Origin of the sequence: Gordonia sp. X0973 (assembly GCF_013348785.1) — a bacterium.
Taxonomy (GTDB): domain Bacteria; phylum Actinomycetota; class Actinomycetes; order Mycobacteriales; family Mycobacteriaceae; genus Gordonia.
This window is the reverse complement of the sequence record NZ_CP054691.1, coordinates 485,653-510,064: the sequence shown is the minus strand read 5'-3', so window position 1 is coordinate 510,064 and position 24,412 is coordinate 485,653. Positions and strand designations below refer to the sequence as shown.

Genomic DNA, 24,412 nt, shown 5'->3' with positions numbered 1-24,412 from the left:
CTAGCAAATGCAAGCAGCTTGTTAGCAAGGCCACATTTCCCAGTTCAGCGGGGGTAAACCTTATATTTTCGACAAGCGAACGCGAGTGGTCCGAACCGGCGGGATCAGTGGTGGAAGATCAGCTGGGCAATCGTGTAGATCGCCAGACCGGCGAGCGCTCCGACGACCGTGCCGTTGATCCGGATGAACTGCAAATCGCGTCCGACCTGCAATTCGATCTTGTCGCTCGTCTCCTGCGCGTCCCAGCCGCGAACCGTTTCGGTGATGACCGAGATGATCTCGCTCGCATAGTTCGACGCGACGTGGTGCGCCCCGCGCGCGACCCAACCGTTCATCTTCTGTTGCAGCGCCTCGTCGTCGCGGATGCGCTCGGCCACCTGGATGACCGACGAGGAGATGGTGTTCCGCAACGTGTTGTTGGGGTCGTCGAGCATCTTCTCGATAACCGCCTTGCCGGCCTTCCACGCCGTCGACGCCGCACCCGTCACCTCGTCGCGGCCCACCAACTCCGTCTTGAGCGCCTCGAACTTGGCGATCGTCTCCGGATCGTTCTGCAGGTCGTCGGCGAACTGCGTGATCGCCCCGATCACCGCCCGGCGCAACTCGTGGTCCGGGTCGCCGGCGACCTTGCCGGTGAACTCGACGAGTTCCTTGTAGATCTTGTCGCCGACGAAGTTCTGTGCGAACTTCGGCATCCACTGGGGGCCGTCGCGGTCGATGAGCCGGTCGATCAGCCCGAGGCTGCCGAGCGCCCACTCGTGGGCCCGGTCGGCGCCCAGCTGCAGCACCGGTTCCAGGCGGTCCTCGTCGACGAGTTGTTCCAAGATCCGGCCCACCGGCTGCGACCATTCCGGCTCCGCGGCCCATCCGACCGCGGCCATCAGGAACCGTTCGACATCCTCGTCGTCGAGCATCTCGGCGGCCAGGTTCAATGCCCGGGCGGCTTCCGCGGAGACCCGGGGCGCGTTGACCGGGTCGGCGAACCAGGTGGACATCCGACGGGGCAGTTCCAACGAGGTCGCCCGCTGCTCGATGAGCTCGGGAACCATGAAGTTTTCCTCGATGAATCCGCCGAGTTGGTCACCGATCTGGTCCTTCTTGCGCTTGATCAGCGCGGTGTGCGGAATCGGCAGACCCAGCGGATGGCGGAACAGAGCCGTGACGGCGAACCAGTCGGCCAGGGCGCCGACCATGCCGGCCTCGGCGGCCGCGCGGACGTAGCCGACCCAGGCGGCCGTCTCCCTCGGACGCGCGTCGAGGTACTGCATCACCAGGTAGACGACCGCGGCGAAAACGAGGAACCCGGTGGCCAGGGCCTTCATCTTGCGCAGGTCCCGCCGCCGCTGCTCGTCGGCTTCGGCGCCCAGCGCGTTCAACGCCGGACCGGTCGCGCGCGGCGCGTCGGGGACTGTCTCGGGCGACACCACAGAAGAGGACATAGCGTCCAGTCTTACCCAAGGACGCCTAGGCTGTGCAGATGCCGACAGACTCGAAACGCATCGCGCTGGTCACCGGCGCCAGCCGCGGCGTCGGCTGGGGAGTCGCGAGCGCGCTGCGCGACGCGCACTGGCAGGTGTACGGCACCTCGCGCAGCGGCACCGCGCCCGACGGGACGATCGGGCTCGCCGTCGACCATGCCGACGACGACGCCGTCGCCGCCGCCTTCGCCCGCATCGCCGACGAATCGGGCCAGCTGGACCTGCTGGTGAACAACGCGTGGGCCGCGCCGCGCGGCTTTGCCGGGTTCACCGCGAAGTTCTACGAGCGGCCCGTCGCCGACTGGGATTCGCTCATCGGCATCGGACTGCGGTCGCATTACGTCGCCGCGGTGCACGCCGCGCAGATGATGGTGCCGCGGGGAAGCGGGCTGATCGCCTCCACCTCCTCCTTCGGCAGCCGCGGACATCTGCACTCGGTGCTGTACGGAATGGGCAAGACGGCGCTGGACAAGATGGCCTACGACATGGGCGCCGAACTCGCGGGGTCCGGCGTCACCGCACTGTCGTTGTGGCTGGGCCTGATCCGCACGCCGCTACTCCTGGGCAGCGGGATGACCGAGTTCGCCGGGTTCTCGATCGAGCGCGCCGAGGACCCGGCATTCGTCGGGCGGGTCGTCGCGGCGTTGGCCGACGACCCCGAGCTGTCCGCGTTGAACGGGCACACGGTCGTGACCGCGGAGTACGGCGCGGCCCGGGGAATCACCAATGACGACGGGGTGACCGTGCCAGACTCGCACCGGGCGGCGTTCGGCGGCGGCCCCCTCTTCCCACCCGCGCCGGATTCCCCGGCGGACGCACTCGCGACGGAGGTTGATTGATGGGCAGATCCGACGACAATCTGCCGACGGGATGGTCGCAAGCCCCCCGCGAGGCGCTGCGGGTGAGCGCGGCCGGGCCGATCGCCGACTACGACCCGTCGTCCACGCCGGGTTTCGACGGCGACAAGGCCGACGGCGAGAAGGTGCTCGTCGCGCGCGGCGACCGGCTGGCCGATCTGCAGGAGATGCTCTACGCGAACGGTCGCAGCGGCGATCACCGCAGCGTGCTGCTGGTCATCCAGGGCATGGACACGGCGGGTAAGGGCGGCATCGTGCGCCACGTCGGCGGCCTCGTCGACCCGCAGGGATTGGCCATCACCGGATTCGGCAAGCCGACCCCCGAGGAGCTGTCGCACGACTTCCTGTGGCGCATCCACAAGGCCCTCCCGCCGGCGGGCAAGATCGGGATCTTCGACCGCAGCCAGTACGAGGACGTGCTGCCGGTCCGGGTGCACAACCTCGTGCCCGAGTCGGTGTGGTCGCAGCGGTACGACCTGATCAACCAGTTCGAGCGCGAGGTCGCCGACGCGGGAACCACCATCGTGAAGGTCGCGCTGGTGGTGTCGAAAGCCGAGCAGAAGAAGCGGCTGGCGGAACGGCTGGAGAACCCGGAGAAGTATTGGAAGTACAACCCGGGCGACATCGACGAACGCGGCTTCTGGGATGCCTACCTGGAGGCCTATCAGGCGATCTTCGACCAGACCGACACCGACTACGCCCCCTGGCACATCGTCGGCGCCGACCGGAAGTGGTTCTCCCGACTCGCCGTCTGCGAACTGCTGATCGACGCCCTCGAAAGCCTGGATCTGGATTGGCCCGGCCCCACCTTCGACCTGGATCACGAGAAGTCCCGCGTAGCCGCCCTCTGACCATCCGCCGACCGCCGACTGGGCACCCCAACCCCGCCGAGTGGGCACCTCTACCTCGTCGAGTGGGCACTACAGTACGGCTGTGCCCGATCACAGAGTTCGTGACGCGTACTCGCGGCGCGCCCGGGAATACATCGATCTCTTCGGTTCGATTGACTCGACTGCAGAGGTCGATCGCGCGCTGCTGCTCGGTTGGTCGCGCACACTGACCGGACGAGTCCTCGACGTCGGTTGTGGCCCCGGCCAGTGGACGGCTTTCCTCAAGGCGGCCGGTGTGGATGCCGTCGGCGTCGATCCTGTTCCAGAGTTCATCGATCAAGCGCGAAGCTCGCACCCCGACGTCGAGTTCCGCCTGGGACGCGCCTCGAGTCTCGACGAACCCTCGGGTGGGGTCGGCGGGATTCTCGCCTGGTTCTCACTGATCCACTCGACGCCCGCCGACGTTGATGTCGCGCTGCGCGAGTTCGCGCGATGCCTCCGGGCGGGCGGCGGCTTGGCCGTCGGCTACTTCGCCGGCCCGGCTCTCGCACCCTTCGATCACGCCGTGACAACGGCATACTTCTGGCCACCGGATCTGCTCGCCGAGCATCTTGGTGCCGCAGGTTTCCAGATCGCGGACTCGACGGTCCGATCCGAAGCGGGCGCACGCAGCGTCGGCACGATCATCGCCGAACGCATCGACAGCTAGTCGGTCCCAGGTCTCGATACAACCCGGCGCTCGGCGCGGCTGGGGTGCCCACTGGGCGGGGTTGGGGTGCCCACTCGGCGGGGTTGGGGTGCCCACTGGGCGGGGTTGGGGTGCCCAGGTCTCGATACGACCGCTCCTTCGTCGCGGTCACTCGACCCGGCGCTCAGCGGGGTTGGGATGCCCAGTCGGCGGAGTTAGCGCTGGTCGTAGACGTAGAAGCCCCGACCCGACTTCTTGCCCGTCCGACCGTCGGCGACCATGCTCACCAACAACGGCGGCGGCGCGTAGAGCGGCTCCTTGTACTCCTCGTACATCCCGTCGGCGATCGCCTTCACGGTGTCCAGCCCGACGAGGTCGGTGAGCTTCAACGGCCCCATCGGGTGCGCGCAGCCCAGGACCATCGCCTTGTCGACGTCCTCGACGGTCGCCACCCCTGACTCGACCATCCGGATCGCCGACAGCAGGTACGGCACCAGCAGCGCGTTGACGACGAATCCCGACCGATCCGCCGACCGCACCACCTGCTTGCCGAGCGCGTCGCGGGCGAAATCCTCCGCGCGCCGGGCGACCCCCGGGGCGGTGACCGGGGTCGTGACCAGCTCGACGAGCGGGAGCACCGGAACCGGGTTGAAGAAATGCATCCCGACGACGCGCGCCGGGTTCGACGTCGCGCCGGCGAGTTTCATGATGGGGATCGACGACGTATTCGACGCAAGGACGGCATCCGGGTCGGCGACGACGGCGTCGAGTCCGGCGAAGATCTCGGTCTTGAGCGCCTCGTCCTCGACGACGGCCTCGATCACCAGCTGCCGATCGGCGAAGTCGCCGAGTTCGGTGGTGAAGCGGACCCGACCGGCGGCCTGTTCCCGCTCCCGGACGGTGAGCTTGCCGCTGGATACCCCGCGATCCAACGACTGCCGCAGACGCGTCCGCCCGGCCGCAGCGGCCTCCCGACTGGACTCCCACACCAAGACGTCGACGCAGGCGCGGGCGCAGACCTCGGCGATTCCAGACCCCATCTGGCCAGAGCCGATGACGCCGATTCGCGTGGGCTTCTCGCTGGCCATTCGGGCTCCTCGGTGATGGCGACGGACGGGCGGAAGTGGGCAGCATGAAACAGCCGGGGCGGTGACGGTGTTCCGTCACCGCCCCGGCTGGTCATTGCCTTCGATCAGCGGAGCAGGTGGTCCTGCCCGCCGGGGAGGTTGTTCCTAGTGGAACTGGCCCTCTTCGGTCGAGCCCTTGAGCGCCGCGGTCGACGTGTTCGGGTCGACGGTGGTGGCGATCTTGTCGAAGTAGCCGGCACCGACCTCGCGCTGGTGCTTGGTGGCGGTGTAGCCGCGCTCCTCGGCAGCGAACTCGCGCTCCTGCAGGTCGACGTACGCCTTCATCTGCTCGCGGGCGTAGCCGTAAGCCAGGTCGAACATCGAGTAGTTGAGGGCGTGGAAGCCGGCCAGGGTGATGAACTGGAACTTGAAGCCCATCGCGCCCAGCTCGTTCTGGAACTTGGCGATGGTGTCGTCGTCCAGGTGCTGCTTCCAGTTGAAGGACGGGCTGCAGTTGTAGGCCAGCAGCTGGTCCGGGTACTCGGCCTTGACGGCCTCGGCGAACTGCTTGGCGAGCTCGAGATCGGGCTTGCCGGTCTCCATCCAGATCAGGTCCGCGTAGGGGGCGTAAGCCTTGGCGCGGGCGATGCAGGGCTCGATGCCGTTCTTGATGCCGAAGAAGCCCTCAGACGTGCGGGTGCCGTCCAGGAAGGGGCGGTCGCGCTCGTCGACGTCGGTCGTCAGCAGCGTGGCGGCCTCGGCGTCGGTACGGGCGACGACGACGGTCGGCGTGTTGGCGACGTCGGCGGCCAGGCGGGCCGAGGTCAGGGTGCGGATGTGCTGCTGGGTGGGGATCAGCACCTTGCCACCGAGGTGGCCACACTTCTTCTCCGAGGCGAGCTGGTCTTCCCAGTGCGTACCGGCGGCGCCGGCGGCGATCATGGCCTTCTGCAGCTCGTAGACGTTGAGGGCGCCACCGAAGCCGGCCTCACCGTCGGCGACGATCGGGACGACCCAGTTGTCGACGGAATCGTCACCCTCGACGCGGGCGATCTCGTCGGCACGCATCAGCGCGTTGTTGATGCGGCGCACGACGGCCGGAACCGAGTTGGCCGGGTACAGCGACTGGTCGGGGTAGGTGTGGCCCGAGAGGTTCGCGTCGCCGGCGACCTGCCAACCGGACAGGTAGATGGCCTTCAGGCCGGCGCGGACCTGCTGCACGGCCATGTTGCCGGTGAGGGCGCCCAGCGCGTTGATGTAGCTGTCGTCGCCCTTGGTGACGCCTTCCCAGAGGATCTCGGCGCCGCGGCGCGCGAGGGTGTGGTCCTCGACGACGTTGCCCTGCAGCTCGGCGACCTGCTCGGCGGTGTAGTCGCGGGTGATGCCCTTCCAGCGCGGGTTGGTGTCCCAGTCCTTCTGGATCTCGGCGGCGGTACGTGGCTTTCCGACGTTGCTCATTAGTGCATTCGCTTTCTTCTTCTTACGAAAAGGCCGAACAGAGATTGCGAAGAATCCCAAGCCTCTAGGCGGTGCCTGCAGCAAGGGTGCCATAGAACAAACCCGCAGGTCCAATCGTTGAAAATGCAAATCCGCGCAATGTTTCAGCCAAAATTTGCAAAGTTTGCGAAACTACGGGTGTGAAAGTCACGGCACCTCGAAGAAAAAAGTACGCGCGTACTGGGATTTTCCGAGCCGGGTCCGCCGGCCCGACATCCAGCCGTCGGGGGATCATGCCGCCCCGCCACGCCTCCCTCCGCGACGAGGTGTGTCGCTCGTCACACTCGCGACGGCGGGAGCGACGACTCGACTACGCCCTGCCGGCCGCCACGAGCGCCTTGCTGAACAGCTCGGCGAACTCCTTGTCCGACATCGGCGGAGTCAGCTCGGGGAACGGCGTCGTGAACGGCGTGCTGGCCCCCACGACGGTCAGCGCGACGGTGAAATCAGCCTTCTTGTCCTTCGCCGCGGGCGTCTGGCCGACGGCGTACCCGGCGAACGAGACCGACCGCGACGTCGCACCGTCGGGCATCGTCGTCGTCGTGTCGGTGCGCAACACCAACATCTGCGTGATGCTCAACCGGCCGACCAGCCCCAACCGGCCGGCCCCTTGGCCGGCCAGCACGGGCGCGGCCAGTTTGCGGTGCTCGGCGGTGATCACCGCACCCGCACGCGAACCCTGCGCGACGGTGGTCCGCGTCGTCGCGCAGGCGTCGGTGTTCTCCCGCAGGTCGGCGTCGACATCGCGCGCGCCGGCGAAGACAACGTTGGTCAACGAGGCCTCCGGGCTGCGCGCGGCCAGCACCGCGGCATCGTCCTCGGACATGCGACGGTTCATGTCGGCGTCGGCGGTCGGGCGGCATTCGCGCGGAGCGACCTCGGCCTGCTCGGCGGCGGCGAGCAGGGCGGCGTTGCCCTCGGTCAGCTGCTGGACCGTCGCGTCCTGCGCGGTGAACGTGGCCAGCAGCTCCGCCGGGGCGAGCAGCATCGCCCCCGGCGACGGCGGGGTCAGGTCTACGGTTGAGGAACAGCCCACCAGCCCGGCGATGACGAATACGACGCCGGTCGCCGACCACCATCTCCTTGGAGAACCCATGCGCGACACCGTACCGGGCAGGCGCCGATGACGACCACACCCGCGCGACCGAACTATGTCGGATCACGTCTGCGCCAGCTGCGCGCCGAGCGCGGATTGTCACAGGTGCGCCTGGCCGCCGATCTGGGGATCTCCCCGTCGTATCTCAACCAGATCGAGCACGACACCCGGCCGTTGACGGCTGCGGTGCTCGGCCGGATCTCGGAGGTCTTCGGGGTCGACGCGCAGTTCTTCGATCCGCAGGACAACATCCGCCTGGTGGCCGAGCTGCGCGAGGCGCTGATCGAGGAGCACATGACCCCGGGGTCGGCGACCGATCTGACGGAGATCGTCGACATGGTGTCGTCGCATCCGACGATCGCCGAGGCCGTGGTCAACCTGCACCGCCGGTATCGGATCGCGTCGGACCAGCTGGCCGCGGCGACCGACGAGCGCGGCGACCGCAGCATGCGCGGATCGATCAGCGCCCCCCACGAGGAGGTGCGCGACTTCTTCTCCGCCAGGCACAACTACCTCCACGAACTCGACGTCGCCGCCGAGGAGATGGTGACGCGGATGCGCATGCGCTCCGGCGACGTCCGGGCCGAGATCGCCAACCGCCTGGAAACCATGCACGGCGTCCACATCGTGCGCCGCGTCGACCTCGGCGACGACCTGCTGCACCGCTACGACTCACACAGCGGACAGTTGGAGGTCTCCGCGACGCTCGGTCCGGGCCAGCGGACGTTCAAGCTCGCGTCGGAGCTGGCCTACCTCGAATACAGCGACGTGATGACGCGGCTCGTCGACGACGCGAATTTCACCTCCGAGGACGCCCGGGCCCTCGCGATGTCGGGACTGGCGAGCTACTTCGCCGCCGCGGCGATGATGCCGTACGAACAGTTCCACGGCGCCGCCGAAGACTTCCGCTACGACATCGAGCGCCTCTCGGCGTTCTACGCACTCTCCTACGAGACGATCTGCCACCGCCTCTCGACCCTGCAGCGCCCGAATCTGCGCGGCATCCCGTGGTCCTTCGTCCGCGTCGACCGCGCGGGGAACATGTCCAAACGCCAGTCGGCGACGGGATTTCACTTCTCGGCCAGCGGCGGCACCTGCCCGCTGTGGAACGTGTACGAGACGTTCGCCTCGCCCGGCAAGATCCTGACCCAGGTGGCGCAGATGCCCGACGGCCGCGACTACTTCTGGGTGGCGCGCACGGTCGAGCGCCGCGCCGCGCGCTACGGGCAACCGGGCAAAACCTTCGCGATCGGGCTGGGCTGCGAACTGCGCCACGCCGGGCGCGTCATCTACTCCGACGGTCTGGAGATCGGACCGCAGGCGAAGATCACGCCCATCGGCTCGGGTTGCCGGGTCTGCGACCGCATCGGCTGCCCGCAACGCGCCTTCCCGCCGCTGGGCGTGCCGCTGCACATCGACGAGCACCGCAGCAGCATCTCGCCCTACGGCACCTGACGATCGGGGCCGGTCTCGCCGACGACCCGCACCAGCGCCGGCAGGACCGTCCGGTCCCAGCCGCGCTCGACGGCGTTGCGCGCCATCTTCTGGCGTCGGTCGGCGATGTCGAATCCACTCATCGTCATCAGGATCCGGGTGCCGTGCCCATGCGGCGACAATTGCCAGTCGACGAGCCAGCGCTGCGGCGGATCACCGCGCAGATCGGTCCAGCTGTAGGTCAGCCGCCGCGGTGGATCGACGACGGTGACCTGGCAGGCCATTTCGGCCGCCGAGTCGTCGGGCGTCGGCACTTCGACGATGAAGGTCGTCCCGACCCGCGGCGCAAACCCCGTCGTCGGCGAGAGCCACTGCGCGATCAGGTCCGGTTCGGTCAACGCCCGCCACACCGTCGACGGTTCTTGCTCGACAAAAACGCCGAGTTCGACGACGGCGGGATCTCGTTCGACTTCGAACATCCTTCGACCGTAACCGCGGTCCCGCCGACCGCGCCCAGTTCTCCGCCGACCGCGCCCAGTTCTTCGTCGACCGAGCCGGAGACGATCTGGCAACACACGTGACCTCAACGGGTCTATTCTGTATCCGAACTTCGACACCGCACATAGGACCAGGGGGGCGCCATGTTCGTCGTTCGCGGTCTGGCTGCGGCTGCCGTGCTCGCCGCGGGCCTGATCGTGCCCGCTGCTGCTGCACGCGCCGAACCGTTCAACGTCGCACCGGCGCCGCCCGCGATTCGCGACTTCATGAACGGCCTCGCACCACCTCCGCCGATACCGCATCGCCGAAACCTCGATCCACGCGCGGCCGACCCGAACCTCGACCGCCGGACTCAGGATCTACGTGCGGCCTTGCTGCCCTCGCCGTCGGGGGATCCATTCTTCGACGCTCGTCCGCCGAATCTCGACAGCCTTACCCGCGGCTCCGTCGTCGCGGCGCGCGACATCACGCCGACCGTCGGCGCAGTGCTCGGCCAACCTGTCCGACGGGCAGTGCAACTCAAGTTCGCCACGACCGACTCACACGACAAACCGTCCTGGGGTACCGCCACGCTGCTCTACCCGACGGCACGCTGGACCGGGCGCGGCCCGACCCCGGTGCTGGTCAACAATCTCGCGATCGATTCACTCGGAGCGAGATGCACGCCCGGCTACGCGTTGTCGCACCCGCGCGACTTGACCACCAACGACCCGGACCGCATCCCGCCGACGACCCAGTGGGCGCTTGATCGCGGCTTCACCGTCCTCGTCGCCGACCACCAAGGCGCCCGGATGGCCTATGCGGAGCCGATCTCCGGTGGACGCGTCGTACTCGACTCCATCCGGGCCATCATGAACCACGACGCGAACACGCATCGTCTGCACGTGATCAAGGCCCCGGTCATCATGTCCGGCTTCTCGGGCGGAGCAATCGCCACCCACGGGGCGGTCGCACAACTCGACGACTACGCACCGGAACTCGCCAACCGGATCCGCGGTGCCGCCCTGGGCGGCATGCCGGCAGATTTCTCACTGCTGCCGAGGTCGATGAACGCGAACATTGCCACCGGCGTGCTCCACGTCGCGACGCTCGGGATCATCCGCGAGCGCCCCGAACTCCTCGCGGAGACCAACAATCTCGCGCAGTGGATGGCGACTTCCGCCATCAAAGACGCGTGTTCGACGGCGGGCGGCATCATCGGCCCGACGTTTTGGCCGATGCAATTGATGTCGAAGTCGGGCGACCCGTTCCACTCCCCGCTCGCCGCGAAGGTCTACCGCGTCAGCGCGATGCGCGGTCGACCGTCCGGCACGCCGCTGTTCGTCTATCACGGCAGATTCGAGTGGTGGGTGCCCGCAGTCGGGACAAGGGCGTTCGTCGACGAGCAGTGCCGCCTCGGTGTGCCCGTCGACTACCACGAATTCCCCGCGGAGCATTTCGGCAGCGCCTTCATGGGATTCCCCGACGCGTTGAACTGGCTCGACGCCAAAGTTCGAAACGTCCGCTTTGCGCAGTCTCCGATACCGAGGACCGTCCGCATCTGTCGCCGTTGACTTCCGGCAGACGGTTGACCAACTAGATTCCCCTGATAGATTCGCGCTCGATAACGGGGCGGATTCGCAGGTAGGGGGAACGTCGGTGAGCGACGCGCCGCTTCTGGCTCAGCTTCTTCTCGTTCCTCATATTGTTGCTCCAGTTGGCATGACTACGGACGGCAGTTCTCCCTCCGATGGAGAGCCGCGGTCGTAGGCTGACCCCGCGCACTCGCGATTCCGATCCGGACGGAGACACGATGACCACTGCCGCCACCGCACCGTCGACGGCTCGCACATCGCTGTCGCTGAGCCAGCGCAACTGGGTCTTCGCGACGATTCTCATCGGGATGCTGCTGGCCGCACTGGACCAGACGATCGTCTCGACGGCCCTGCCGACCATCGTCGGCGACCTCGGCGGCGCCGGCCACATGAGCTGGATCGTCACCTCCTACATGCTGGCCGAAACGGTGTCGGTGGTGCTCGCCGGCAAATTCGGTGACCTGTGGGGCCGCAAGAAGGTCTTCATCGTCGCCGTCGTCGTGTTCATCGTCGGTTCCTTCTTCTGCGGTCTGGCGCAGAACATGGTGATGCTGATCGCCTTCCGGGCGATCCAGGGCATCGGCGGCGGCGCGATCACGGTGACGGCGACGGCACTGATCGCCGACGTGATCCCGCTGCGCGACCGCGGCAAATACCAGGGCGCTCTGGGCGCGGTGTTCGGTGTCACGACGGTCATCGGCCCGCTGATGGGCGGCCTGTTCACCGACCATCTCTCCTGGCGCTGGGCCTTCTACGTGAACGTGCCGATCGCCATCATCGTCGTCGCAATGGCTCTGCGCACGATCCCCGGTATCTCCGAACGGATCAAGGCGAAGATCGACTACGCGGGCATCGTGTTCGTCGCACTCGGGGCGGTCGGCCTGACCCTGGCGCTCTCGTGGGGCGGATCGCAGTACGCCTGGGGATCGGCGACGATCATCAGTCTCTTCGTCGGCTCGATCGTCGCGTTCGTCATCTTCGTGTTCGTCGAGTTGCGGGCCGCCGAGCCGATCCTGCCGATGCATCTCTTCCGCAGCGGCGTCTTCGCGATCTCGTCGGTCCTCTCCTTCATCGTCGGCTTCGCCATGCTCGGCGCGATGACCTTCCTCCCGACGTTCCTGCAGTACGTCCAGGGCACGACCGCCACCGACAGCGGCTTGCGCACGCTCCCGATGGTCGTCGGTCTACTCATCACGGCCGTGGTGTCCGGCGGGGTGGTCGGCCGCACGGGCAAGTACAAGGTCTTCCCGATCGCCGGGTCCGCGATCATCGCCGTCGGCCTCTACCTCCTGTCACGCATGGACGAGAACACGTCGATCCTGGTGACGTCGATCTACATCTTCATCCTCGGCCTGGGCATCGGCCTGATCATGCAGGTGCTGGTCCTCGTGGTGCAGAACACCGCGAGCTACGAGGATCTGGGCACCGCCACGTCCGCGATCACCTTCTTCCGCACGCTCGGCATGTCGTTCGGCGCCGCCGTCATGGGCACGCTCTACAGCAACCAGCTCAAGTCGAATCTGCCAGGCGCGCTCATGCAGGCTCGCGTCGCCGATCCGACGATCGCCGCAACGCCCGCCAAGCTGCACGCGCTGCCCGAGACCCAGCGGCTGCCGATCGTGCACGCCTACGCGGAGACTCTCCAGCATGTGTTCCTGTGGGTCGTGCCGGTGGCGATCCTCGCCTTCGTGATTGCCCTGTTCCTGCCGCAGCGCCCGATGCGGGAGGCTGCTCGGGAAAGCGCGACGGGTGCGACGGAGGGCTTCGCCGTGCCGGACTCGACGACGTCGCAGACGACGCTGGAGACGATTATCGGCCGTATTCTGCGCACCCGCGGCAAGACGGCCTTCCGCGACGCGCTCGCCGCGTCGGGAAGTCACCTCGACGTCCCGACGGCGTGGGGTGTGCTGCGGGCGGGTATGCCGGCCCGCTACCTGGACCGGCGGATCACCCAGACGGCGATCGAGAACGGCATCGGGATCCCACCGGGGGTGCTGACCTCCTTCTACAACGGCATCGTCAACGACGGCTACCTCGTGCGCGACGGCGACTACCTCGTCCCCACCGCGGCGGGTGAGCAGCAGGTGGCGGCCATCGCCGGCGCTTGGCGGGACTGGATCGTCTCGCAGGTCCACGAATGGCTACCCACCGACGCCGACGACGAGAAGGTCACCGCCGACGTCACCGCGGCTCTCAACCGAATCGGCCAACGGGCGCTGGCCGAGACCGAGCTGCCCGCCGGTCGGCACGCGTTGCAGCAGTAGGTCGAACCGCAGCAACGGTCAAACGGAGACGACTTCGATGAAGTCGGCGAGACCTCGGAAGTCAGCGGGATTGCGCGTATAGAGACGTGCGCCATGCGCATCGGCGGTTGCCGCGATGAGAAGGTCCATCGACCGTGCGCGCGGGCTTCGCCCATCCAGGACGACCGTCGACGCGAGCCGTCCATAGCTGTCGGCGACTGCGCCGTCGACGGGTAGCGCGTCGAAGGTCCGTTCGATGAACAGGAGTCGCCGCAACCGCTCCGCGCGAACATCGGCCGTCTTCGCGACCAGCACACCGAAGTGGAGCTCGGCCAGGGTGATCGAACTCAGGGCCAACTCACCCGGAATGGGGTCGACGTCGGTCGCCACGACGACACTCGTGTCGAGGATTCCGCGCACTACCGATCCCACGGATCACTCAGTCCCGGGTCGATGAGGTCGCGGTCGGACTCCCAATCCGGATCCCCCGGACCGGCGAACAGCTTCTCGACGGCATCCCAATCGCGCCACGTCTTGGTACCGGCGGAGACCAGCCGGGCGCTGGCACGACCGGAGACGGTAATCGTGATCTCCTCCCCGCCCTCGACACGACGGACCAGGTCAGAGGCATTCTGTCGCAACTCGCGCAGTCCAACGGTCTCCATTCCGTCAGAGTAGCACTTGTGCTATCGCAGTTCACCGACGAGGTGGCTGGGCTACGGTTGGTCCCCATGACCACACCTCGCATCGAACCCGGCGGCCTGCGTGAGCTGGGCCTGTTCAACTGGGTCTTCTCCCGCGGCGCGTCGAAAGTGCAGGGCGTCGACGACGCACACATCTTTTCGACCCTCGGCCGCAGCAAGGGCCTGTTCCGCGGCTGGCTGTACTACTCGGCACGGATGATGCCGTTCGGCAAACTCTCGCGCAAAGACACCGAGATGATCATCATCCGCGTCGCCCACCTGCGATCCTGCGACTACGAGATGGATCACCACCGCAAACTCGGAAAACGCGCCGGCATCGACGAAGCGACCTTCAGCCGCATCATCGAGGGACCCGACGCCGGGTGGGGCGACCGCGAACGGTCCATGCTGCTGGCCGTCGACGAGATGGTCCAGTCCCGCGACATCTCCGACACCACCTGGGCCTCGGTCGCCCGGCACCTCGACGAGGCCCAGTTGATCTCCTTCGTCCTGCTCATCTCGCAGTACGACTCGCTCGCGACGACTCTGGGCGTGCTGCGCGTACAGCGCGACGGCTGACGCGACCCGGCAGGCGAACCATGCCCACCATCGCGCAGCGGCTCATGGCCAACCCGGTCTTCTCCGCCGTCTACGAGGCCGCGTGGCGGCCGACGTTCACCCGCTTGTTCAGCCTCGGCGGTACGGCGACCGCCGAATACGACAAGGCGTTCACCGCCTACCTCGCCCGCGCCGGTGAACGCCAGATCCTCGACGTCGCCTGCGGTCCCGGCCTCTACACCCGTCGCCTCGCGGCCAACCTGACCGGCGACGGGCGCTGCGTCGGCGTCGACTTCTCCGCGGCGATGTTGGCGCGGGCGGCGAGATCCCCCCACGCGAAGACCACCTTCGTCCGCGGCGACGCACACCACCTGCCGTTCCCCGACGGCTCCTTCGACACCGTCGCCTGCTTCGCCGCGCTGTATCTGATCCCGGATCCGCTGCCGGTGGTCGACGAGTTGGTGCGCGTCACGAAGCCGGGTGGCGAGATCGCGATCTTCACCTCGGTGCGGACCGCCGTCTCGTCGCTCCCCGGGGTCGAAACCATCGGCAACCTGGGTGGATACCACTTCTTCGGTCGCCACGAGATCCCCGACCGGCTGCGCCGCAACGGTGTGGCCCAGATCGAGCAGACCGTCGTCGATCAAGGGCAGTTCGTCCTCGCCACGAAGGACCAAGGTTAATTAAGGCTAGCCAAATTAGGGTTGCTTAATTTACCGTAGACTCATTCTCTTAATAAGGAGCGTGAGTCCCCATGGCCACCAGTGAGCTGCCGTATGCGAACCGTCCCGAGGAGGACATGCCCGGGCATTGGCTGCTCGCCAAGCTCGGCAAGCGCGTCCTGCGCCCCGGCGGCCGGGAACTGACCGAACAGCTACTCGCCGACGCCGACCTCGCCGACGCCGACGTCCTGGAGATCGCCCCCGGGCTGGGCCGCACCGCGGTCGAAATCCTCGCGCGCGACCCGCGCAGCTACCGCGGTGTCGAATCCGACGAGGCCGCGGCCAAACTCGCCGGCGCGGTGGTGGGCACACGGGGAACCGTGAGCACCGGGGAGGCGCAGAGCACCGGGCTCGACGCGCAGAGCGTCGACGTCGCCATCGGCGAGGCCATGCTGACCATGCAGTCCGACAAGGGCAAGACGCAGATCGTGGACGAGGCCAAGCGCGTCCTGCGCCCCGGCGGCCGCTACGCGATCCACGAACTCGCCCTGGAACCGGACACCCTTTCCGACGAGCAGAAGAAGGAGATCCGCCAGTCGTTGGCCCGCTCGATCAAGGTCAACGCCCGGCCGCTGACCGAGGCCGAGTGGCGGGCACTCCTGACCGACGCCGGATTCACCGTCGAAACCGTCCGCTTCGCCCCGATGGCCCTCCTCCAGCCACGCCGCATCATCGCCGACGAGGGGCTCGGCGGCGCCCTGAAGTTCGCCGGGAACGTCATCCGCAACGGCGACGCCCGCCGTCGAGTCCTCGGCATGCGGAAGACCTTCCGCAAATACCGCGACAACCTGGCGGCCATCGAGATCATCGCCACCCGCAACGACTGACCCGACGACCGACCCAACGACCGAGGAGAGGTCAGCAGCCCATGACCGACACACCCGAACAAACCGTCATCACCGGACTCGCCGATACGGCGTTGGGACTGCCCGACGCCACCAGCCCGGATATCAAGGCGATGGCGCACCTGTCCGGTGCCACCGTCGTCCGCCTGAGCTTCCGCGCCGGTCAGACGATGCCCGAGCACACCGCGCGCTGGCCGATCCTCGTCGTCGCCCAGGCCGGGCGGGTCGAGTTCACCGTCGACGACACGACGACGGTGCTGACCCCCGGCACGGCCATCCATGTCGAAGCCGAGATCACCCACGCGCTCACCGCCACCGAGGACTCCGCTCTTTCCCTGATCGTCCTCACCCCCCATCACAACAATCCGAAAGGAACCCCATGAAAACCATCCGCACCGCAATGATCACCCTCGCCGTCGCCGGCGCCGCATCGGTCGGCGTGAGCACCGTCGCCGGCCCCGCGTCGGCGCTGCCCGCCAACTTCACGGTCACGACGAAGAACCCGACGGCGGGCGATCTCAACAACATCGTGCACTTCCTCGTCGCGACGCCCGCATCCGACGACGCCAAGGCCGCCAACGTCGAGGGCGGCCACAATGCCGTCGTCGTGCCGCGCACCGTCTACAACCTCGGCCTGTTCCGCGCCCCCAAGGGCTCGGCGGGTGTCAGCGGTCCGATCACCCGCAAGGGCAACCGCGCCACCATCGAGATGCACGCGCGCTCGGCCGGTCGCCCCGACATCAACATGCCGATCGACTTCGTCTACCAGGGCAACTGGAAGCTGGCGTCGAGCTCGATGTGCAAAGGCGTCAAGACCGTCGGGCTGCCGATCTACTGCAACGCCTGACACGTGCTCCGCGTCGACGGCCTGACCAAACGGTACGACGGGCGGCGGGTCCTCGAAGACGTGACCACGCAGGTGGCGCCTGGTTCGCTCACCTACCTGCTCGGCCTCAACGGCGCGGGTAAGTCGACCCTGCTCCGCTGTATCAGCGGGATCGTCACCCCCGACCGCGGATCCGTCACGATCCGCGGTCGGCCCGGTGACGCCGAACCGCTCGGCGCGACGCAGAGTCGCGAGCTGGGCGTCCACCTCGATATCGACGGGTTCGACCGCAGGCACACCGGCCGACGGCACCTGCGGTGGATCGCCCGCTCGGCGGGGATCGACGATCATCGGGTCGACGAGCTGCTCGACCTGGTCGGGCTCGGCGCGGCGGCGGCGGACCGTCCGATCGGCGGCTTCTCGCTCGGCATGCGTCAACGACTGGGCATCGCGGGCGCGTTGCTCGGCGAGCCGCCGGTCCTACTCTTCGACGAACCACAGGCCGGGCTCGACATCGCCGGGATCATCTGGCTGCGCCACCTGCTGCGCGAACTCGCCGACGAGGGGCGGACCGTCGTCGTCGCCTCCCATCTACTCGACGAGGTGCGGCGCAATGCCGACCGGATCCTCGTGTTGGACGGCGGCAAGCTGATCGTCGACCAGCCGCCGAGTGCCTTCCTCGCCGCCACCGGCACCGACGACCTCGAGCAGGCCTACCTGCGGGCGGTCGGCGCAGCGGCGGCCGAGCCCGGGAGCGCCGCATGAGGTCGATCGTGCGGGCCGTCGGCACCGAGGCGGTCCGGGCCGGCGGTCGCCGCAGTCCGTGGTGGTTCGTCGCGGTACCGCTGGGCATCGGGGTGCCGCTGCTCATGACCTATGTCGTCGCGGCGGTATTCGAGAAGCTCGCCACCATGAACACCGGCGAGATCGGAGTCACGCCGGTGGAGCCGAACAACTCGATCACACGCGTCATCGACGTCGGCGTGTTGATCTTCGCGGTCGGCGCCGCCCACGCCCACGGATCGACGGTGCGCGGCCCGGCCGCCGAGACCGAACGCTTCCTCTTCCGCTCCCCGTCGACGATGATCCTGGCCCGCTCCCTCTACTACGGCGCGATCGCCGCGGCCGCCGTCCTCGGCATGACCGTGCTGCTGCTGACGACACTGCCGCACCTGTTCCCCGTCGTCTACGGCAAGGTCGGGCTGCTCACCGGAGCCGGTCTCCGATTCTGTTGGGCGGTACCGGTTTTCGCGTTCTGTGCGGCCGCCCTCGGCATCGGCCTGGCGGCCGCCACCCGCTCGAGTGTCGCCGCCATCGCGCTGATGCTGCTGTGGGCGGGCTTCCTCGAGAACGCCATCGCGCTGGTGCCCGGCGGCATGAAGGTCCAGCAGTTCATGCCCTTCCTCAACGGCATCTACGGAACCGGCCAATGGCTCGCCCTGACCCCGCCGTGGGGGCGCAACGGTGCCTTGACCTATTTCGCGCTGTGCGCCGCGCTGATCCTCGCCGTCGGCATTGCCGCCACGATTGTCCGGCGGCGCAGGAATTAGCCCGCAGCAACTAGAATGCCTCCCATGAGCAGCCGCGCCCGCCAACGCGACCACGTGCTGGCCACCGTCGACGCCGCCGACGAGCCCGTCGACGTCGCCTACGTGGCGCAGGCCCTCGACCTGCACATCAGCACCGCGCGCTTCCACCTCAACAAGCTGATCGACGCCGGGCTCGTCGAGCCGGTCGCCCTGCCGTCGACCACGGTCGGGCGTCCGCGCAGCGGATACGCGGCGGCGGCCGCGAAACCGGAGGCCCGGTTGATCGGGCTCCTCGTCGCAACCCTCGGAGAGGACGAGCAGTCGCGGCGCACGGCGGCCGTCGAGATCGGTCGCCGGTGGGCCGCACCCGTCGCACCGCGCACGGCCTCTCCCGGCGTGGCCGATCCGGTCGACGTCGTCGAGACGGCGTTGTCCCGTCTCGGCTTCGAGGTCCGCAGCGCGGCCAGCGTCTTCGGCGAACACGAACTCTCGATCTGCTCGTGCCCGCTGCGCGACATCACCCGCGCCGACTCGGCCGTCGCCCAGGGCATCGTCGAGGGCGCGTTGCGGCAGGCACTCGACGCCGATCCGGCGCTGGCCGATCAGTACGAGGTCACCGTCGCGCCGGACCCCGCCGGCACCGACTGTTCCATCGTCCTGCGCCTCACGCCGATTCGCTGATCCCGCCGGTCAGAGGAGCCGACCCGCCGGTTTCCCGGCCGCCGCGACCCCGCGCTCGACAAACCATTCCCGCCCGGTGAACAGGGCGAACAACGGCGTCGGGCAGAACCTCAAGCCCGCGGGCACCTGCGACACATGCTTGGCCAACGCACGCTTCTTGACCCCGGCCACCGACCGCACGTCGATCTCGTGGGTGATGGTGTCGCGCGGGCTGTACGCGGTCGGCACCACGTCGGGGCCGTAGAAATACGGCAGCCGCAGCGCCGTCGCGATCCGCAGCCCGCGCATCAACGTCTCCCGCGGCATCGTCGCGTACAGCACGCGGCCGACACCGGCGAGTTCGGCGGCCCGCTCACCGACGGGATGCACCTGCACGTGGTCACGATGGCCGTATCCGCCGTTGGCCTCGTAGCTCAACAGCACGTCGGCCCGCTCGTCGCGCAGGATTTCGGCCAACCGCCCGGCGGCCTCCTCGGTGTCGGCACGGGCGAATCGCACCCGTCCGGGCGGGTCCGGGTAGAACTCCGGGCCGAAGCCGCTGTCCGCGTAGCCGAGGGCGGCCACCCGGGCGGCACCGAGCACGGCGGCACTGGCCCGCAGCTCCGCGATCCGGTCCGGCGCGTCACCGGGCGCGTCGTCCGGCCCCTCGACGTTGCCGTCGGTCGCCACCACGACCACCACCCGATGACCGTCGGCGGCGAGCCGCGCGATGGTGCCACCGGTCAGGATGACCTCGTCATCGGGGTGGGCGTGGAAGACGACGACCGTGGCCACGGATTCGCGACCGGGCTTACAGGTTGATCATGTGGCCGATGGCGCCGTGGAAGACCTCCTGCAGCGCCTCCGACATCGTCGGGTGCGTGTGCACGTTGCGCGCCAATTCCTTGGCGGTCAGGTCCCACTTCTGCGCCAGCGTCAGCTCGGGCAGGAACTCCGAGACGTTGTCGCCGACGAGGTGCGCGCCGAGCAATTCGTCGTGCGTGGTGTCGGTGATCAGCTTGACGAAGCCGGCGGTCTCGGCGAGGCCCTGGGCCTTGCCGTTGGCGGTGAACGGGAACTTGGTCACCTTGACCGCGTACCCCTCGTCCTTCGCCTGCGCCTCGGTCAACCCGAAGGAGGCGACCTGCGGCTGGCAGAAGGTGGCCCGCGGCATCATCCGGTAGTCGCCCAGCGTCATCGTCTCGGCGCCGGCGATGGTCTCGGCGGCGACGATGCCCTGCGCCTCGGCGACGTGGGCCAACTGCAGCTTCGCGGTGACGTCGCCGATCGCGTAGACACCGGGGACGTTGGTGCGCATATTGTCGTCGATCGCGATGGCGCCGCGGTCGGTGAGTGCCACGCCGGTGTTCTCCAGCCCGTAGCCGGTGACGCGCGGCGCGAAGCCGACGGACATGAGCACCTTGTCGACGGTGAGTTCGCCCGGCTGGTCCTTGGCGTCGGTGTAGGTCACGGTGACCGAGGAGCCGTTGTCGGCGACCGACCCGACCTTGGTCGAGGTCAGCAGTTTCACGCCGAGCTTCTTGTACTCCTTGGCGATCTCCTTGGACACGTCGGCGTCCTCGTTGGGGAGTACGCGGTCGAGGAACTCGATGATCGTGACGTCGACGCCGTAGTTGGCGAGCACGTAGCCGAACTCCATACCGATGGCGCCGGCGCCGACGATGGCGATCGACGACGGCAGCTCACGGGTCAGGATCTGCGTCTCGTAGGTGACGACGTTGTCGGAGAGCTGCACGCCGGGCAGCAGCTTCACCTCCGAGCCGGTGTCGATGATGACGTTGTCGAAGGTGATCTCGCGGTCGCCGACGGTGATGGTCTTCGCATCCTTGAAGACGCCGTACCCGTCGATCTCGGTGATCTTGTTCTTCTTCATCAAGAAGTGGACGCCCTTGACGATGCCGTCGGAGACGCTGCGGCTGCGGTCGAAGGCGGCGCCGAAGTCGAAACTCACGTCGCCGCTCATGCCGAAGGTCTTCGCCTGGTGGTTGAAGATGTGCGCCAGCTCGGCGTTGCGCAGCAATGCCTTCGACGGGATACAGCCGACGTTCAGACAGACACCCCCCCACCATTTCTCCTCGATGACGGCGGTGGACAGACCCAACTGGGCGGACCGGATCGCGGCCACATACCCACCGGGTCCTGCTCCCAGGACAACGGTTTCAAAGTGTTCTGACACGACCTTCAGCGTAGCCCGCGGCGCATCGCCACGCAGAGGTCACCCGATACTCGCGAGTAGGTTTCAATCATTGATTGAAACATTGATTGAAATGAGGTGTACTGGGGTCATGCCCACCGCTGCGACGACCCCGCAGGCGACACGCGAACGCCTCCTCGAATGCGCCGAGGAACTGTTCGCCGCCCAGCCCTACGACACCGTCTCGGTCCGCGCCATCTGCGCCGCCGCCGGCGCCAACGTCGCCGCCGTCCACTACCACTTCGGCACCAAGGAGGACCTGGTCGTCGCCCTGCTCGACGATCGGCTCGTCCCGCGGTGGGCGACGGCGCGCGCCACCATCACCCCGGAATCGACGGTCCCCGAGATCGTCGACGCGGTGCTCGCCCCGTTCGTCGGGATCCAGTCCGACCCGCTCGGGCGCGCCCACCTGCACCTGCTCGCCCGACTCGTCGCCGACGCGCCGGAGACCAGGTGGCCCGGCCAGGGCCTGTGGACGTCGCTCGCGGAATGGAGCGCACTGCTCCCGCATCTCGACGAGGCGACGGCGCGCGCACGCTGGGCGCTGGCGTTCGACCTCATCCTCGCCGCCTTCGGCCGCAGCGACCGCAAACCGCTCTCCGACGACGCGCTGGCCGCCCTGCGCGGTTTCGTCGTGGCCGGCCTCTCCGCGCCCACAGCTCCCCGGCCCCGCGGCCGGACCCGATCCCGAAAGCAGCCCGCATGAGCACGACATCGCCCTCCGCCCCGGTCCCCGACCCGTTTTCGCCGACGACCCTCGGCCCGATGCCGGTGCGCAACCGGCTCATCAAGTGCGCGACCTTCGAGGGCATGACCCCCGACGCGCTGGTCACCGACGACCTCGTCGAATTCCACCGCGAACACGCCGCGGGCGGCGTGGGGATCTGCACCGTCGCCTACTGCGCCGTCAGCCCGGGCGGCCGCACCGACCGCCACCAGATCTGGCTGCGGCCAGAGGCCGTCGACGGCCTGCGCCGCCTCACCGCCGCGATTCACGGCGAGGGCGCCAAGGCGGCCGCGCAGATCGGCCACGCCGGTCCGGTCGCCAACTCCGTGTCGAACCGCGCCCCGGCCCTGGCCGCCAGCGCCATCCCGGCCCCGATGGGGATGTCGATCACGCACTCCCCCGACGCCCACGAGATCGCCGGACTCGTCACGACCTTCGCCGACGCCGCGCGGATCGCCGTCGACGCCGGATTCGACGCACTGGAACTGCACTGCGGCCACAACTACCTGCTGTCGAGCTTCCTCTCGCCGCTGCTGAACCGCCGCCGCGACGCCTACGGCGGTTCCCTGGTGAACCGGGCCAGGTTCGCCCGCGAGGTGGCCGCGGCCGTGCGCGAGGCCGTCGGGCCGGATGTCGCCGTCTGGGCCAAACTCAACATGTACGACGGCACCCCGCGACGCGGCCCGCTGCGCGGTTTCGACGTCGACGAGGCCTGCGAGGTCGCCCGGCTGTTCGAAGCCGACGGCCACCTCGACGCGATCGAGCCCACCGCGGGCAGTTCGCTGCTGAACCCCATGTACCTGTTCCACGGCGACGCCCCGCGCAAGGAGTTCGCCGACGCCTTCCACGGCGCGATGAAGTGGGGGCTGCGGGTCGGCGGCCCGGTCTTCCTCAAGCACTACCCCTACACCGACGCCTACCTGTTGCCCCTCGCGCAGCAGCTCCGGCAGGCCGTGCGGATGCCGCTGATCCTGCTCGGCGGGATCACCGACCGCTCGTCTATCGACACGGCGATGGCCCAAGGTTTCGACTTCGTCGCGATGGGCCGGGCGCTGCTCCGCGAACCCGATCTGCCGATGCGGATCGCCGCCGATCCGTCGACCACATCGCGGTGCACCCATTGCAATCTGTGCATGCCGACGATCTACAGCCACACGCGGTGTCCGATCCGAACCGGCGAGGTGCCGGCGTAGCGTAGCCTCACCGGCGAGACCCCACCCTCCAAACGAAAGCGGACTCGCTATGTGCACTCGCGTTATGTGGCCCGATGCCAACGGCTCGGTCGTCGTCGGCCGAAACATGGACTTCCACATGGATCTCCACACCAACCTGTGGAAGCTCCCCCGCGGCATCGAGCGCGACGACCGAGTGAACGGCAAGCTCAGGTGGACGGCGAAGTACGGAAGCGTCATCGCCGGTGTCTTCGACCTGCTCTCGGCGGACGGGATCAACGAGAAGGGTCTCGCCGGTCACGTCCTGTGGCTCGCCGAATCCGAATACGGCGAGCCGGACGAGTCGCGCCCGCAGCTGTCGATGTCGGTGTGGATGCAGTATTACCTGGACAACTTCGCGACCGTCGCCGAAGCCGTCGAGTGGACCAAGGCGAACAACCCGCAGGTGATCCCGATGGACGATCCGACCGGCGGCAGCAAACCCGCCATCCACCTGGCCCTCGACGACGCTCGGGGCGATTCGGTGGTCTTCGAGTACATCGACGGCAAGCTGGATGTCTACCACTCCGACGAGTACTGGGTGATGACCAACTCGCCGTCGTACGACCAGCAACTCGAGCTGGTCAAGAAGGTCGAGGGGCTCGGCGGCGACGACCCGCTCCCCGGCACCTGCGATGCGAAGGATCGGTTCGCGCGCGCCCTCTACTACGTCAAGCACCAGGTGCAGCCGAAATCGCAGACGCAGGCCATCGCGGCGATGTTCAGCATCATCCGCAACGCCGCCCAGCCCTTCCGCACGCCGGAGCCGGGTAAGCCCGACGCCTCGCAGACCCTGTGGCAGACCGTCAGCGACCTGACCAACCTGCGCTACGTCTTCGAGTCGACGACCGCGCCGAATATCGTGTGGGTCGACCTCGCCGACCTCGACTTCGCCGAGGGCTCCGGCGAGGAGAAGCTGGACCTGGTCAAGGGACTGGAGACCGAGGGCGGACTCTCCGGCAACGTGACCGGAAAGTTCCGCAAGCGCCGCAAGTTCCACATCGTCTCGATCGAGCAGGCCGCGAATCTGGGCAAGGTCGTGGCCGAGGCGCACGAGGCCATCGCCAAGGGCAAGGACGTACAGGACCTCGTCGACGAGAAGTACGCCGAGCTGATCGACTCCGAGTAGGCACCGCTCGTCCATTCACATGAACGGCCCCGGGACCACCGGGGC

26 protein-coding genes are annotated in these 24,412 nt (G+C 68.0%); 17 read left to right on the top strand and 9 right to left on the bottom strand.

The features are described from left to right. Nucleotides 1-104: 104 nt before the first annotated feature. Nucleotides 105-1,439, bottom strand: a complete 1,335-nt coding sequence (locus HUN08_RS02505; protein ID WP_124245712.1) for a DUF445 domain-containing protein — start codon at nt 1,437-1,439, stop codon at nt 105-107. A 38-nt stretch (nt 1,440-1,477) separates the two neighbouring features. Here HUN08_RS02505 and HUN08_RS02500 point away from each other — a divergent pair, with 38 nt between their 5' ends. Genes HUN08_RS02500 through HUN08_RS02490 form a run of 3 tightly spaced genes read left to right on the top strand, consistent with a single transcriptional unit; the run spans nt 1,478 to nt 3,874 of the window. Further along, a complete protein-coding gene (locus HUN08_RS02500; RefSeq protein ID WP_124245713.1) occupies nt 1,478-2,317 on the top strand; it encodes an SDR family oxidoreductase in 840 nt (279 codons plus the stop codon). Beyond that, nucleotides 2,317-3,186 carry a polyphosphate kinase 2 family protein gene (locus tag HUN08_RS02495; RefSeq protein WP_124245714.1) on the top strand — a complete coding sequence of 290 codons (870 nt, stop codon included), beginning with the start codon at nt 2,317-2,319 and terminating at the stop codon, nt 3,184-3,186. Before HUN08_RS02500 ends, HUN08_RS02495 begins: the two co-directional genes overlap by 1 nt. Before the next feature lie 40 nt (nt 3,187-3,226). Continuing rightward, entirely contained in the window at nt 3,227-3,874 is a 648-nt protein-coding gene (locus HUN08_RS02490) for a class I SAM-dependent methyltransferase (protein ID WP_301546848.1), read from the top strand. A gap of 194 nt (nt 3,875-4,068) precedes the next feature. Here HUN08_RS02490 and HUN08_RS02485 read toward each other — a convergent pair whose 3' ends face one another. The 3 genes from HUN08_RS02485 to HUN08_RS02475 all read right to left on the bottom strand — a co-directional run bounded on the left by HUN08_RS02485 (nt 4,069) and on the right by HUN08_RS02475 (nt 7,513). Then, nucleotides 4,069-4,941, bottom strand: a complete 873-nt coding sequence (locus HUN08_RS02485; protein ID WP_124245716.1) for a 3-hydroxybutyryl-CoA dehydrogenase — start codon at nt 4,939-4,941, stop codon at nt 4,069-4,071. Between the two features lie 144 nt (nt 4,942-5,085). Next, a complete protein-coding gene (gene aceA / locus HUN08_RS02480; RefSeq protein WP_124245717.1) occupies nt 5,086-6,378 on the bottom strand; it encodes an isocitrate lyase in 1,293 nt (430 codons plus the stop codon). Between the two features lie 349 nt (nt 6,379-6,727). After that, a complete protein-coding gene (locus tag HUN08_RS02475) occupies nt 6,728-7,513 on the bottom strand; it encodes a hypothetical protein (protein WP_124245718.1) in 786 nt (261 codons plus the stop codon). 27 nt (nt 7,514-7,540) lie between these two features. On the opposite strand from HUN08_RS02475, the gene ramB reads away from it, so the two are divergent. Next, entirely contained in the window at nt 7,541-8,968 is a 1,428-nt protein-coding gene (ramB, locus tag HUN08_RS02470; RefSeq protein ID WP_124245719.1) for an acetate metabolism transcriptional regulator RamB, read from the top strand. Here ramB and HUN08_RS02465 read toward each other — a convergent pair. Next, nucleotides 8,956-9,426, bottom strand: a complete 471-nt coding sequence (locus HUN08_RS02465) for an SRPBCC domain-containing protein (RefSeq protein ID WP_124245720.1) — start codon at nt 9,424-9,426, stop codon at nt 8,956-8,958. The genes ramB and HUN08_RS02465 overlap by 13 nt on opposite strands. A gap of 162 nt (nt 9,427-9,588) precedes the next feature. On the opposite strand from HUN08_RS02465, the gene HUN08_RS02460 reads away from it, so the two are divergent. Both HUN08_RS02460 and HUN08_RS02455 read left to right on the top strand, forming a co-directional pair. Next, entirely contained in the window at nt 9,589-10,998 is a 1,410-nt protein-coding gene (locus HUN08_RS02460) for a lipase family protein (protein WP_124245721.1), read from the top strand. 239 nt (nt 10,999-11,237) lie between these two features. Then, a complete protein-coding gene (locus HUN08_RS02455) occupies nt 11,238-13,283 on the top strand; it encodes an MDR family MFS transporter (RefSeq protein WP_124245722.1) in 2,046 nt (681 codons plus the stop codon). 18 nt (nt 13,284-13,301) lie between these two features. Here HUN08_RS02455 and HUN08_RS02450 read toward each other — a convergent pair whose 3' ends face one another. Both HUN08_RS02450 and HUN08_RS02445 read right to left on the bottom strand, forming a co-directional pair. Then, complete coding sequence (locus tag HUN08_RS02450) at nt 13,302-13,694, bottom strand: type II toxin-antitoxin system VapC family toxin (RefSeq protein WP_301546847.1); 393 nt, start codon at nt 13,692-13,694, stop codon at nt 13,302-13,304. Beyond that, entirely contained in the window at nt 13,682-13,927 is a 246-nt protein-coding gene (locus HUN08_RS02445; protein ID WP_124245724.1) for a type II toxin-antitoxin system Phd/YefM family antitoxin, read from the bottom strand. Before HUN08_RS02445 ends, HUN08_RS02450 begins: the two co-directional genes overlap by 13 nt. Before the next feature lie 66 nt (nt 13,928-13,993). Between HUN08_RS02445 and HUN08_RS02440 the strand changes: the two genes are divergently transcribed. The 8 genes from HUN08_RS02440 (at nt 13,994) to HUN08_RS02405 (ending at nt 19,106) form a co-directional block, all read left to right on the top strand. Continuing rightward, nucleotides 13,994-14,524, top strand: a complete 531-nt coding sequence (locus tag HUN08_RS02440) for a carboxymuconolactone decarboxylase family protein (RefSeq protein ID WP_124245725.1) — start codon at nt 13,994-13,996, stop codon at nt 14,522-14,524. Nucleotides 14,525-14,544: 20 nt separating this feature from the next. After that, nucleotides 14,545-15,186 carry a class I SAM-dependent methyltransferase gene (locus HUN08_RS02435; protein ID WP_124245726.1) on the top strand — a complete coding sequence of 214 codons (642 nt, stop codon included), beginning with the start codon at nt 14,545-14,547 and terminating at the stop codon, nt 15,184-15,186. A gap of 71 nt (nt 15,187-15,257) precedes the next feature. Next, the gene (locus HUN08_RS02430) at nt 15,258-16,052 is read left to right on the top strand and encodes a class I SAM-dependent methyltransferase (RefSeq protein ID WP_124245727.1); all 795 of its coding nucleotides are present in this window, start codon (nt 15,258-15,260) and stop codon (nt 16,050-16,052) included. Between the two features lie 41 nt (nt 16,053-16,093). Then, nucleotides 16,094-16,453, top strand: a complete 360-nt coding sequence (locus tag HUN08_RS02425; protein ID WP_124245728.1) for a cupin domain-containing protein — start codon at nt 16,094-16,096, stop codon at nt 16,451-16,453. Next, a complete protein-coding gene (locus HUN08_RS02420) occupies nt 16,450-16,917 on the top strand; it encodes a hypothetical protein (RefSeq protein WP_124245729.1) in 468 nt (155 codons plus the stop codon). Before HUN08_RS02425 ends, HUN08_RS02420 begins: the two co-directional genes overlap by 4 nt. Before the next feature lie 3 nt (nt 16,918-16,920). Then, complete coding sequence (locus HUN08_RS02415) at nt 16,921-17,661, top strand: ABC transporter ATP-binding protein (protein ID WP_124245730.1); 741 nt, start codon at nt 16,921-16,923, stop codon at nt 17,659-17,661. Next, on the top strand, nt 17,658-18,446 hold the full coding sequence (locus tag HUN08_RS02410) for an ABC transporter permease (protein WP_124245731.1): 789 nt from the start codon (nt 17,658-17,660) through the stop codon (nt 18,444-18,446). Before HUN08_RS02415 ends, HUN08_RS02410 begins: the two co-directional genes overlap by 4 nt. A gap of 24 nt (nt 18,447-18,470) precedes the next feature. Beyond that, nucleotides 18,471-19,106, top strand: a complete 636-nt coding sequence (locus HUN08_RS02405) for a helix-turn-helix domain-containing protein (protein WP_124245732.1) — start codon at nt 18,471-18,473, stop codon at nt 19,104-19,106. Nucleotides 19,107-19,115: 9 nt separating this feature from the next. On the opposite strand, the gene HUN08_RS02400 is transcribed toward HUN08_RS02405, so the two are convergent. Continuing rightward, nucleotides 19,116-19,880 (bottom strand): PIG-L deacetylase family protein, encoded by a 765-nt coding sequence (locus tag HUN08_RS02400; RefSeq protein WP_124245733.1) that lies wholly within the window; start codon nt 19,878-19,880, stop codon nt 19,116-19,118. A 16-nt stretch (nt 19,881-19,896) separates the two neighbouring features. Continuing rightward, nucleotides 19,897-21,282, bottom strand: a complete 1,386-nt coding sequence (gene lpdA / locus HUN08_RS02395; protein WP_124245734.1) for a dihydrolipoyl dehydrogenase — start codon at nt 21,280-21,282, stop codon at nt 19,897-19,899. A gap of 109 nt (nt 21,283-21,391) precedes the next feature. Between lpdA and HUN08_RS02390 the strand changes: the two genes are divergently transcribed. Genes HUN08_RS02390 through HUN08_RS02380 form a run of 3 tightly spaced genes read left to right on the top strand, consistent with a single transcriptional unit; the run spans nt 21,392 to nt 24,367 of the window. Next, complete coding sequence (locus HUN08_RS02390) at nt 21,392-22,006, top strand: TetR/AcrR family transcriptional regulator (protein WP_124245735.1); 615 nt, start codon at nt 21,392-21,394, stop codon at nt 22,004-22,006. Then, nucleotides 22,003-23,220, top strand: a complete 1,218-nt coding sequence (locus HUN08_RS02385; protein WP_124245736.1) for an NADH:flavin oxidoreductase — start codon at nt 22,003-22,005, stop codon at nt 23,218-23,220. Before HUN08_RS02390 ends, HUN08_RS02385 begins: the two co-directional genes overlap by 4 nt. Nucleotides 23,221-23,269: 49 nt before the next feature. Next, nucleotides 23,270-24,367, top strand: a complete 1,098-nt coding sequence (locus HUN08_RS02380) for a linear amide C-N hydrolase (protein ID WP_124245737.1) — start codon at nt 23,270-23,272, stop codon at nt 24,365-24,367. Nucleotides 24,368-24,412 lie beyond the last annotated feature (45 nt).

What these genes read in the sequence shown, in the direction of transcription:
- HUN08_RS02505 (WP_124245712.1), bottom strand. Translation starts at nt 1,439, where the DNA reads ATGTCCTCTTCTGTGGTGTCGCCCGAGACAGTCCCCGACGCGCCGCGC.
- HUN08_RS02500 (WP_124245713.1), top strand. Translation starts at nt 1,478, where the DNA reads ATGCCGACAGACTCGAAACGCATCGCGCTGGTCACCGGCGCCAGCCGC.
- HUN08_RS02495 (WP_124245714.1), top strand. Translation starts at nt 2,317, where the DNA reads ATGGGCAGATCCGACGACAATCTGCCGACGGGATGGTCGCAAGCCCCC.
- HUN08_RS02485 (WP_124245716.1), bottom strand. Translation starts at nt 4,941, where the DNA reads ATGGCCAGCGAGAAGCCCACGCGAATCGGCGTCATCGGCTCTGGCCAG.
- aceA (WP_124245717.1), bottom strand. Translation starts at nt 6,378, where the DNA reads ATGAGCAACGTCGGAAAGCCACGTACCGCCGCCGAGATCCAGAAGGAC.
- HUN08_RS02475 (WP_124245718.1), bottom strand. Translation starts at nt 7,513, where the DNA reads ATGGGTTCTCCAAGGAGATGGTGGTCGGCGACCGGCGTCGTATTCGTC.
- ramB (WP_124245719.1), top strand. Translation starts at nt 7,541, where the DNA reads ATGACGACCACACCCGCGCGACCGAACTATGTCGGATCACGTCTGCGC.
- HUN08_RS02465 (WP_124245720.1), bottom strand. Translation starts at nt 9,426, where the DNA reads ATGTTCGAAGTCGAACGAGATCCCGCCGTCGTCGAACTCGGCGTTTTT.
- HUN08_RS02460 (WP_124245721.1), top strand. Translation starts at nt 9,589, where the DNA reads ATGTTCGTCGTTCGCGGTCTGGCTGCGGCTGCCGTGCTCGCCGCGGGC.
- HUN08_RS02455 (WP_124245722.1), top strand. Translation starts at nt 11,238, where the DNA reads ATGACCACTGCCGCCACCGCACCGTCGACGGCTCGCACATCGCTGTCG.
- HUN08_RS02445 (WP_124245724.1), bottom strand. Translation starts at nt 13,927, where the DNA reads ATGGAGACCGTTGGACTGCGCGAGTTGCGACAGAATGCCTCTGACCTG.
- HUN08_RS02440 (WP_124245725.1), top strand. Translation starts at nt 13,994, where the DNA reads ATGACCACACCTCGCATCGAACCCGGCGGCCTGCGTGAGCTGGGCCTG.
- HUN08_RS02435 (WP_124245726.1), top strand. Translation starts at nt 14,545, where the DNA reads ATGCCCACCATCGCGCAGCGGCTCATGGCCAACCCGGTCTTCTCCGCC.
- HUN08_RS02430 (WP_124245727.1), top strand. Translation starts at nt 15,258, where the DNA reads ATGGCCACCAGTGAGCTGCCGTATGCGAACCGTCCCGAGGAGGACATG.
- HUN08_RS02425 (WP_124245728.1), top strand. Translation starts at nt 16,094, where the DNA reads ATGACCGACACACCCGAACAAACCGTCATCACCGGACTCGCCGATACG.
- HUN08_RS02420 (WP_124245729.1), top strand. Translation starts at nt 16,450, where the DNA reads ATGAAAACCATCCGCACCGCAATGATCACCCTCGCCGTCGCCGGCGCC.
- HUN08_RS02410 (WP_124245731.1), top strand. Translation starts at nt 17,658, where the DNA reads ATGAGGTCGATCGTGCGGGCCGTCGGCACCGAGGCGGTCCGGGCCGGC.
- HUN08_RS02405 (WP_124245732.1), top strand. Translation starts at nt 18,471, where the DNA reads ATGAGCAGCCGCGCCCGCCAACGCGACCACGTGCTGGCCACCGTCGAC.
- HUN08_RS02390 (WP_124245735.1), top strand. Translation starts at nt 21,392, where the DNA reads ATGCCCACCGCTGCGACGACCCCGCAGGCGACACGCGAACGCCTCCTC.
- HUN08_RS02385 (WP_124245736.1), top strand. Translation starts at nt 22,003, where the DNA reads ATGAGCACGACATCGCCCTCCGCCCCGGTCCCCGACCCGTTTTCGCCG.
- HUN08_RS02380 (WP_124245737.1), top strand. Translation starts at nt 23,270, where the DNA reads ATGTGCACTCGCGTTATGTGGCCCGATGCCAACGGCTCGGTCGTCGTC.